Genomic DNA, 10,023 nt, shown 5'->3' on the forward strand with positions numbered 1-10,023 from the left:
TCCTTCAGCGCTGTTGCGGGGCTTGCTCGTGGCCGGGCGGCAGATGCAGGCGGCGGCTGCGCACCAGCTGGTAGGGGCGGACCAGATAGGCCAGGGTGCCAAAGCCGCTCCACACATGAACCAGGCGGGTGAAGGGGAAGACCAGGAACAAGCTCATGCCCAGGAACATATGCAGCTTGAAGATCCAGGAGGCGCCAGCCAGCAGCTCGACCGCGCCACTGCGGAAGGTGACGATGCGCTGCGCCCATTCGGCCAAGCGCATCATCATGCCGCCGTCCAGGTGTTCCGCCGAGAGCGGGATGGTGGCCAGGCCCAGGGCCAGCTGAATCCACAGCAGCACGAGCAAGGCGATGTCGCTGAACTTGCTATTGATGCGGATGCGCTCGTCGCTGAGGCGGCGGTGCAGCAGCAGGCTGACGCCGGCAAAGCCGGCCAGGCCGGCGATGCCGCCCGAGACCATGGCCATCAGCTGCTTGTTGCCGGCGCTGATGAAGGGCTCATAAAGAAAGTGCGGCGTCAACATGCCCACCGTGTGGCCGAAGAACAAGAAGAGCACGCCAATGTGGAACAGATTGCTGCCCCAGCGCAGCGTGCCGCGCCGCAAGAGCTGGGAGGAGTCGCTCTTCCAGCTGTACTGGTCGCGGTCATAGCGCAGCAGGCTGCCGAGCAGGAACACGGCCAGGCAGATATAGGGGTAGATGCCGAACAGGGCATGGTCCAGGGAACTCATGGCCGGACTCCTTGCGCATGGCCGCTGTTCTGAGCAGCGGCATGGGTTTTGACGATGTGGATGGGCTGGATATCGCCAGGCTTGGCCTGGCCGCGTGAGCTGCAGCCCTCAAAGGCGGCGGGCTCTTGCCAGCTTTCATCCAGGGGCGGTTCGGCCGTGATGGGCACGGCCTGCGGTTTCTCGCCGGCCAGCTCCAGCACGGCGCCAATCGCCGCCGCGTAGGGGTTGCTTTGCTTGATCAGCCCGCTGTGGATGGCGTTCAAGATGTGGGCCATCTCGGCCAGAAAGGCGCGCGCCGTATCGGCCGGCTGGGTGGAGGCGAACTCCAGCACCACAGGCAGGAAGTCCGGCAATTCAGGCGCGTCGAAAAACATGCCGCCGGCCTTGTAGGTGGCGGCCAGATCGATCAAGGCCGGGCCGCGTTCGCGCGAGTCGCCATGCACATGCTCGAACAGATGCAGGCTGGTGGCGCGGCCACGGTCAAAGCTGTCCACATACAGGGCTTGCACGGCCAGGCCGTCGGCCGCACCCAGGCGCGCCAGCAGGGCTTGCAGCTCGGCCATGCGGGCGGGGCTCAGGGCTTGCTCTTGCTGCAGGGCCTGCATCAGCTCGGGCAGGGCGGCACGCATGGCCTCGCTGGGGTAGTCCAGCAAACGACCCAGCACGCGGCAGGACAGGCTGATGGGTTTCAGGGTTTGTTTCTTGCTCATAGCGTGGCCTTGATCGGAATCGTGCGCTTCTTGTCGCCGCCAAACAGGCTGATATTGCTCTCGCCCTCGGAGCAGCCGTTGCCGAATGTGAAGCCGCAGCCGCCGCGCAGGTCGTAGGCGTTTTCGGCGTACTCGCGGTGGCTGCTGGGGATGACGAAGCGGTCCTCGTAATTGGCGATGGCCATCACCTGGTACATGTCTTCGACCGTGTCTTTTTGCAGGCCGACCTGGTCCAGCACCTGGCTGTTCTCGATGCCGTCCACATGCTTGCCGCGTTGGTAGGCGCGCATGGCCAGCAAGCGCTCGAGTGCACGCTCCACCGGCGGCACATCACCGGCGGTGAGCAGATTGGCCAGGTATTGCACGGGGATGCGCAGCTGTTTGACGTCAGGGATCTGGCCATTGCTGCTGATGTGGCCGGCATTGGCGGCCGCGCTGATGGGCGAGAGCGGCGGCACATACCAGACCATGGGCAGGGTGCGGTACTCGGGGTGCAGGGGCAGGGCCACCTTCCAGTCCACCGCCATCTTGTAGACGGGGCTCTTCCTGGCCGCTTCCAGCCAGGCCTCGGGGATGCCATCGGCGCGCGCCTGGGCAATCACGGCGGGGTCATGCGGGTCGAGGAAGAGGTCCAGCTGGGCCTGGTACAAGTCCTTGTCATTGGGCGTGGCGGCGGCCTCGGCGATGCGGTCCGCGTCATAGAGCAGCACGCCGAGGTAGCGGATACGGCCCACGCAGGTTTCAGAGCAGACGGTGGGCTGGCCGGCCTCGATGCGGGGGTAGCAAAAGATGCACTTCTCGGCCTTGCCGCTTTGCCAGTTGTAATAAATCTTTTTGTAGGGGCAGCCCGAGACGCACATGCGCCAACCCCGGCATTTGTCCTGGTCGATCAGCACGATGCCGTCTTCCTCGCGCTTGTAGATCGAGCCAGACGGGCAGCTGGCCACGCAGGCCGGGTTCAGGCAGTGCTCGCACAGCCGGGGCAGATACATCATGAAGGTGTTCTCGAACTGGCCGTAGATCTCCTTCTGCACGTTTTCGAAGTTGGCGTCCTTGCTGCGCTTGGCGAACTCGCCGCCCAGAATCTCCTCCCAGTTGGGACCCCACTCGATCTTCTCCATGCGCTTGCCGGTGATCAGGCTGCGCGGCCTGGCCGTCGGCGTGGCGCGGCTCTTGGGTGCCGACTGCAAGTGGTCGTAGTCGAAGGTAAAGGGCTCGTAGTAGTCGTCGATCTGGGGCAGATTGGGGTTGGCGAAGATGCGCATCAGCAGCTTCCACTTGCCACCTTGGCGCGGCTCAATCTTGCCGTTAGCCAGGCGCTGCCAGCCGCCATTCCAACGTGCCTGGTTCTCCCATTCCTTGGGGTAGCCGATGCCGGGTTTGGACTCAACATTGTTGAACCACGCGTATTCCATGCCGGGGCGATTGGTCCAGACGTTTTTGCAGGTGACCGAACAGGTGTGGCAGCCAATGCACTTGTCCAGGTTCAGCACCATGCCAATTTGGGCGCGTATTTTCATGCGTGTTCTCCTGCGGTGACGGCGACTTCATCGTCCAGCCAGTCGACCTTGGCCATCTTGCGCACCAGTACGAACTCGTCGCGGTTGGTGCCAATCGTTCCGTAGTAATTGAAGCCGTAGCTCAGCTGCGCGTAGCCGCCGATCATGTGGGTGGGCTTGGTGACGATGCGGGTGACCGAGTTGTGGATGCCGCCGCGTGCGCCGGTGATCTCCGATCCCGGCGTGTTGATGATTTTCTCTTGCGAGTGGTACATCATCACCATGCCGTTCTTGACCCGTTGGCTCACCACCGCACGGGCCGCGATGGCGCCATTGCTGTTGAACAGCTCCACCCAGTCGTTGTCCACAATGCCCGCGCGCTTGGCGTCGTCCTCGCTGAGCCAGATGACGGAGCCGCCACGGTTCAGCGTCAGCATCATCAGGTTGTCGCTATAGGTGCTGTGTATGCCCCACTTCTGGTGCGGGGTGATGAAGTTGAGCGCTATTTCCCTATGGCCATTGGGCTTGACGCCCTGCACCTCGGCCAAGGTCTTCAGATCCACCGGCGGGCGGTAGCTGCTGAAGCCCTCGCCGAAGGCCTGCATCCAGGGGTGATCCTGGTAGAACTGCTGGCGGCCCGTCAGCGTGCGCCATGGGATCAGCTCATGCACATTGGTGTAGCCGGCGTTGTAGCTGACCTTCTCGCTTTCCAGGCCTGACCAAGTGGGGCTGGAGATGATTTTGCGCGGCTGGGCCTGGATGTCGCGGAAGCGAATCTTCTCGTCCTCGCGGTGCAGGGCCAGATGGGCGTGCTCGCGGCCCGTCTGCTTACTCAAAGCCTCCCAGGCCTTGACGGCCACATGGCCGTTGGTCTCGGGCGCCAGCATCAGCACCACCTCGGTGGCGTCGATATCGCTCTCGATCTTGGGCATGCCTTGCGTCACACCGGCTTCACGCACCCGCCCATTCAAATCGCCCAGCTGCTCGACCTCGGTCTCGGTGTTCCAGCTGATGCCCTTGCCGCCATTGCCGACGCGGTTCATCAAGGGGCCAAGCGCGGTGAAGCGTTTGTAGAGATTGGGGTAGTCGCGCTCCACCACGGCCAGCTGCGGCGCAGTCTTGCCGGGGATCAGTTCGCACTCGCCCTTCTTCCATTCAGCCACGCCAAAAGGCTGGGCCAGCTCGGCCGGGCTGTCGTGCATCAAGGGCGTTAGCACCAGCTCCTTCTCAACACCCAGATGGCCGACGCAGAGTTCGCTGAAGGCCTTGGCAAAACCTTTGTAAATCTCCCAATCGCTCTTGGCTGCCCAAGCCGGGTCCACCGCCGTGGACAGCGGGTGGATGAAGGGGTGCATGTCCGAGGTGTTGAGGTCGTTCTTCTCATACCAGGTGGCGGTGGGCAGCACGATGTCTGAGTACAAGCAGGTCGTGCTCATGCGGAAGTCCAGCGTCACCAGCAGGTCCAGCTTGCCTTCGGGCGCTTTGTCGTGCCAGGTCACCTCTTGCGGCTTGGCATCTTCTTGACCCAAATCCTTGCCCTGCACGCCATTGGTTGTGCCCAGCAAGTGCTTCAAAAAGTATTCGTGGCCTTTGCCCGAGGAGCCGAGGATGTTGGAGCGCCAGACAAACATATTGCGCGGCCAGTTGGCCTCGTGGTCGGGGTCCTCGCAGCTCATGCGCAGGGAGCCGTCCTTCAGGCCCTTGACGGCATAGTCCTTGGCGTCCATGCCGGCGGCGTGTGCATCCTTGACGATCTGGATGGGGTTGACCTGCATCTGCGGCGCCGAGGGCAGCCAGCCCATGCGTTCGGCGCGCACGTTGTAGTCGATCAGGCTGCCGCCAAACTTGGCCTTGTCGGCCAGGGGCGAGAGCACTTCGGCGACGTCTAGCTTCTCGTAGCGCCACTGGTCGGTGTGGGCGTAGAAAAAGCTGGTGCTGTTCATCTGCCGGGGCGGGCGACTCCAGTCCAGGGCGAAGGCCAAGGCCGTCCAGCCGGTTTGCGGGCGCAGCTTTTCCTGGCCCACGTAATGGGCCCAGCCGCCGCCGCTCTGGCCTATGCAGCCGCACATCATCAGCATATTGATGATGCCGCGATAGTTCATATCGCAGTGGTACCAGTGGTTCATGGCCGCGCCGATGATGACCATGGACTTGCCATGCGTCTTGTCGGCGGTGTCGGCGAACTCGCGCGCCACCAGGGCGATCTGGGCACGCGGCACGCCGGTGATGGACTCCGCCCAGGCGGGCGTGTAGGCCTTGTTGTCGTCGTAGCTGCGAGCGGTGTCGTCGCCCAGGCCGCGGTCAATGCCGTACTGCGCCACTTGCAGGTCGAACACGGTGGCGACCAAGGCCTCTTCCGCGTCCTCATGCTTGCCTAGCCTGAGGCGCACGACGGGCACGTTGCGGCTCAGCACGTCTTGCTGCTTGTTGGCGGTGAACTGGGGTGACTCGACGCCACCGAAGTAGGGGAAACCGACCTCGGCGATCTCATGCGCTTGCGGCTCGCCGTCTTCCAGCACCGAGAGCTTGAGCTTGACCTGACGGTCGTGCTGAGCCTCCTTGTCGTCCAGATTCCATTTGCCCAGATCGGGCCGCTCGCCCGCGCCCCAGCGGAAGCCGATGGAGCCATTGGGCAGCACCACCTTGCCCTGGGTGTCAAAGGCCAGGGTCTTCCACTCGGGGTTGTTGTCTTGGCCGAGCCGGCCGCCAAAGTCGCTGGCACGCAGATAGCGGTCGGGTACCAGCAGCTCGCGGCCATCGGCCGTGGTCTGGCGCTTCATCTTCACCAGCAGGGGCAGGTCGGTGTAGCGGCGGGCGTAGCCGTCGAAATAAGCGGAGCGCTTGTCGAAATAGAACTCCTTCAGGATCACATGGCCCATGGCCATGGCGATGGCGGCGTCCGTGCCCTGTTTGGGGTGCAGCCAGATATCGGCGAGCTTGGAGATCTCGGCGTAGTCGGGCGTGATGGCGACCGTCTTGGCGCCCTTGTAGCGCACCTCGGTGAAGAAGTGGGCGTCCGGTGTGCGTGTTTGTGGGACGTTAGATCCCCAGGCGATGATGTAGTTGCTGTTGTACCAATCGGCGCTCTCCGGCACATCGGTCTGCTCGCCCCAGATCTGCGGGCTGGCCGGGGGCAGGTCGCAGTACCAGTCGTAGAAACTCATGCAGACGCCGCCCAAGAGGCTGAGGTAGCGGCTGCCGGCGGCATAGCTGATCATGCTCATGGCCGGGATGGGCGAGAAGCCGATCACCCGGTCCGGCCCATGCTTTTTGACGGTGTAGATATTGGCGCTGGCAATGATCTCGTTGACCTCGTCCCAGGTGGAGCGCACAAAGCCGCCCAGGCCGCGATCCTTTTGCCATTCGCGGCGCTGCTCTTGGTTGTCCACCAAATTCGCCCAGGCATCGACCGGGCTCTTGGCCAGCAGCTTGGCGGCCCGCCAGTGCTTGAGCAGGGAGCCGCGCACCATGGGGTACTTGACCCGGTTGGCGCTGTAGAGATACCAGCTGTAGGAAGCGCCGCGAGCGCAGCCGCGCGGCTCGTGGTTGGGCAGGTCGGCGCGGGTGCGCGGGTAGTCGGTCTGCTGGGTTTCCCAGGTGACGATGCCGCCCTTGACGTAGATCTTCCAGGAGCAGGAGCCCGTGCAGTTCACCCCATGGGTGCTGCGCACGATCTTGTCATGGGCCCAGCGATTGCGGTAGGCGTCTTCCCAGGTCCGGTCCTCGGCGCTGAGGCGGCCGTGGCCGTCGGCAGAGTCCTGCTTCGGCGCGCTGAAGTAATTGAGACGATCGAGAAAGTGACTCATGGTGCGTTCCTCAAGGATTTTTCACGTAGGCATTGGCGCGCAGGTAGAACCACCAGTTCAGCAGCAGGCACAAGGCGTAGAAGACGGCGAAGCCGTAGAAGGCGTATTGCGGCGTGCCGGCCTTGATCTGCTGGCCGATCAGCACCGGAGCGATGAAGGCGCCGTAGGCGGCCACGGCCGAGGTCCAGCCCAGCACCGGGCCGGCTTGTTGGCGGTCGAAGATGAAACCCACGCTGCGGAAGGTCGAGCCATTGCCGATGCCGCTGGCGGCGAAGAGCAGGATGAACAAGCCCATGAACATGGGGAAATGCTGCTCCGGCGTGGGCGAGCCATAGGCTTGCAACATCACATAACCCACGGCCGCCGAGGCCACGACCATCACCGCCGAGATGACTTGAGTGACGATGGATCCCCCCACTTTGTCGGCAATCCAGCCGCCCACCGGCCGCACGGCGGCGCCGACGAAGGGGCCGATCCAGGCGTAGGTCAGCGCGGAAGGTGCGTTAGGGTTTTTCAGCGTGTGCTGCATCACACCGGCGGCATCTGGGAGATGCTGGAAACCGAAGATCACCGTGATGGCCAGGGGCAGGGCCATGGAGAAGCCGATGAAGCTGCCGAAGGTGACGACGTAGAGCGCCGTCATCGCCCAGGTGTGCTTGTTGTGGAAGATCTCGAACTGCTTGGCCACGTTCTCCTTCATGGTGCCGAAGGCGGCCAGCTTCATCACCAAGAGCGCGGCCGCTATGTCCAGCGGAATCGCCACCCACATATTCAAGAGCCCCAAGCCGGTGGGCGCCGGCAGATAGAGGTAGAGCATGCCGATGGAGGGCACGAAGGCGAGCGAGTAGAGGTAGGTGATCTTGGCGAAGGCCAAGAGCGGGCTGCCGGCGGCGGGCGTCACCGTTTTCAGATTGTTCATGCCCAGCCAGCACAGGATGGACAGCGGTACGAGCGAGAGCAACCACGCAAAGCCCGCGTTCTGAATCCAGGTCGGCGTGCCGGCGGCGATCTTGCCGAAGATCCAGCCGCTGTCTTTGAGCAAGGCCTTGGACTCGCCACCCAGGGCCCCGAACAAGCCCACCGTCATCACCAGGGGGATGACGATCTGCATGGTGGTGACGCCGAAGTTACCCAGGCCGGCATTCAGGCCGAGCGCCGTGCCTTGCAGGCGCTTGGGGAAGAAGGTCGAGATATTCGACATGCTGGAGGCGAAGTTGCCGCCGCCCACGCCCGACCACAAAGCCATCAGCTGGAACACCCACAGCGGCCATTCGGGATGCTGCAGGGCGATGCCCGTACCCAGGGCCGGGGCCAAGAGCATGGCCGTGGTCAAGAAGATGGTGTTGCGCCCGCCGGCCATGCGGATCAAGAAGGAGGCCGGGATGCGCATGGTGGCCCCCGAGATGCCGGCGATGGCCGTCAGCGTGAACAGCTCTGCCTGGGTGAAGGGGAAGCCCAGATTGAGCATCTGCACGGTGATGATGCCCCACATACCCCAGACGGCGAAGCCGCAAAGCAGGGCCGGGATGGAGATCCACAGATTGCGGTAGGCAATTTTCTTGCCTGTCGTTTCCCAGAACTTCTCGTCCTCGGGGCGCCAGTCCTCGATGTCGGGACCGACTTGGCTTTTGCTATTCATGGGGGGACTACCTTTTCTTTTTGCTCTCAGCGGGCAAAGGACTTGGACATGGGGGAGGGCGCGGCTTTGTCGCCCATCAACTCGGCGCGGCGCACCTCGGTCCAGTACATCCAGATCAGCGAAACCCAGACCACGCCATACATCAGCATGAAAGCGCTGGAGCGGATGCCGGTCAGGTCCATCAGAGCGCCGAACATGATGGGCAGCACAAAGCCGCCCAGGCCACCGGCCAGACCCACGATGCCGCTGATGGTGCCGATGTTCTGGCCGTAGTCGTCGCTGATGTACTTGAAGACGCTGGCCTTGCCAAAGGCGAAGGCAATGCCTAGCGTGAACATCAGGGCCGTGAAGGCGTAGACGTTGAGGCCGATGTGGAAGGTCTTGATGCCGTCCACCGTCTGGATGCTGAAATCGGTCTGCGGGTAGGAGAGCAGGAAGAGGCAGATCCAACTCACCCACAGCACCCACCAGGTGACGGCGTGCGCCCCGTACTTATCGCTCATCCAGCCGCCGATGGCGCGCAGCACGCCGCCGGGCAGGGAGAAGCAAGCGGCCAGCAGGGCGGCGATGCGGATGTCCAGCCCATACTCGCCCACGTAGTACTGCACCATCCACAGGCTCAGCGCCACATAGCCGCCGAAGACGATGCTGTAGTACTGGCAGTACTTGAGCACCTTGGGGTCTCTCAAGGCCTTGAGCTGGGAGACGAAGCTGGCCTTGCTGGCCACCAGATGGGTCTCGTCCGAGTAGCTGAAGAACCAGAACAGAATCGCCGTGCCCAGCAGCACCGCCGCGTAGACATGGGGCACCAGGGTCCAGCCAAAGGCCACCACCAGGGCCGGGGCAACAAACTTATTGACTGCGGCTCCAGAGTTACCGGCGCCGAAGACGCCCATGGCAAAGCCTTGTCGGTTCTTGGGGAACCAGCGCGCCACATAGGGCGTGCCCACGGAGAAGGAACCGCCGGCCAGACCGACAAAGGCGCCGATGACGAGGAAATGCCAGTAGGCTGTGGCATAACTCATCAGCCAGATGGGCAGCACGCAGGCCATCATCAGCGAGAAGAAGACGATGCGGCCGCCGAACTTGTCGGTCCAGATGCCCAGGGGCACGCGGATCAGCGAGCCGGTCAGCACCGGCATGGCGGTGAGCAGGCCGAACTCGGTGGCGTTCAGGCCCAGCTGTTTTTTGATCGGGATGCCGATGACGCCGAACATCATCCAGACCATGAAGCAGACGGTGAAGGCCAGGGTGCTGACGACCAGGACCGAGATGGCTCGGCTTGGGCTTGGCGGGCTGCTGGGGCTTGTTGACATGGGGTGGTGCTCCTTTGCTTGAGCACGACTGTCCGGCTTTGGCTTTACGCTGCACATCCTCCCGGGTGGCAGATGGACTCAGGCAGAGGAACTAGGGCCCCACAGCGGCCATCGTTCGAAAGAACTATTCAGGCTTGGGCTTGATCTGGCGCAACTTTGCCTGGCGTTGTGTCATGTCTTATCGAAGGCGTTTGGCTTTCCTGGATGGGCTGTTGATGCGGCGCTGCGCGCCGGCAAGTAACTTGATTGTTCGACGGCCCAGCCGGGAGTTCGCCCCGGCGGGCGACCTACTTTCTTGGGCGCTGTTTAGACCGGAGACATAG

Annotated in this window: 6 protein-coding genes; all 6 read right to left on the reverse strand. The window is 63.2% G+C overall.

Going from position 1 to position 10,023, the window contains the following annotated elements:
* Nucleotides 1-4: 4 nt before the first annotated feature.
* The 6 genes from narI to DBR47_RS25300 are packed head-to-tail and all read right to left on the reverse strand — an operon-like array spanning nt 5 to nt 9,700.
* Nucleotides 5-730 carry a respiratory nitrate reductase subunit gamma gene (narI, locus tag DBR47_RS23705; RefSeq protein ID WP_124454818.1) on the reverse strand — a complete coding sequence of 242 codons (726 nt, stop codon included), beginning with the start codon at nt 728-730 and terminating at the stop codon, nt 5-7.
* Complete coding sequence (narJ, locus tag DBR47_RS23710) at nt 727-1,440, reverse strand: nitrate reductase molybdenum cofactor assembly chaperone (protein ID WP_124454820.1); 714 nt, start codon at nt 1,438-1,440, stop codon at nt 727-729. The genes narI and narJ overlap by 4 nt, the downstream gene beginning before the upstream one ends.
* A complete protein-coding gene (gene narH, locus DBR47_RS23715) occupies nt 1,437-2,960 on the reverse strand; it encodes a nitrate reductase subunit beta (protein WP_124454822.1) in 1,524 nt (507 codons plus the stop codon). The genes narJ and narH overlap by 4 nt, the downstream gene beginning before the upstream one ends.
* On the reverse strand, nt 2,957-6,745 hold the full coding sequence (locus tag DBR47_RS23720) for a nitrate reductase subunit alpha (protein WP_124454824.1): 3,789 nt from the start codon (nt 6,743-6,745) through the stop codon (nt 2,957-2,959). The genes narH and DBR47_RS23720 overlap by 4 nt, the downstream gene beginning before the upstream one ends.
* Nucleotides 6,746-6,755: 10 nt before the next feature.
* A complete protein-coding gene (locus tag DBR47_RS25295; protein WP_124454826.1) occupies nt 6,756-8,384 on the reverse strand; it encodes an MFS transporter in 1,629 nt (542 codons plus the stop codon).
* Nucleotides 8,385-8,410: 26 nt separating this feature from the next.
* Nucleotides 8,411-9,700 carry a nitrate/nitrite transporter gene (locus DBR47_RS25300; protein ID WP_124454828.1) on the reverse strand — a complete coding sequence of 430 codons (1,290 nt, stop codon included), beginning with the start codon at nt 9,698-9,700 and terminating at the stop codon, nt 8,411-8,413.
* Nucleotides 9,701-10,023: the final 323 nt, after the last annotated feature.

The sequence above is a fragment of the Paucibacter sp. KBW04 genome (genome assembly GCF_003852425.1).
Taxonomy (GTDB): Bacteria; Pseudomonadota; Gammaproteobacteria; order Burkholderiales; family Burkholderiaceae_C; genus Paucibacter_A.

Coding starts and splice junctions, on each gene's coding strand:
- DBR47_RS25300 (WP_124454828.1), bottom strand. CDS start 9,700: ATGTCAACAAGCCCCAGCAGCCCGCCAAGCCCAAGCCGAGCCATCTCG.
- DBR47_RS25295 (WP_124454826.1), bottom strand. CDS start 8,384: ATGAATAGCAAAAGCCAAGTCGGTCCCGACATCGAGGACTGGCGCCCC.
- narI (WP_124454818.1), bottom strand. CDS start 730: ATGAGTTCCCTGGACCATGCCCTGTTCGGCATCTACCCCTATATCTGC.
- narH (WP_124454822.1), bottom strand. CDS start 2,960: ATGAAAATACGCGCCCAAATTGGCATGGTGCTGAACCTGGACAAGTGC.
- narJ (WP_124454820.1), bottom strand. CDS start 1,440: ATGAGCAAGAAACAAACCCTGAAACCCATCAGCCTGTCCTGCCGCGTG.
- DBR47_RS23720 (WP_124454824.1), bottom strand. CDS start 6,745: ATGAGTCACTTTCTCGATCGTCTCAATTACTTCAGCGCGCCGAAGCAG.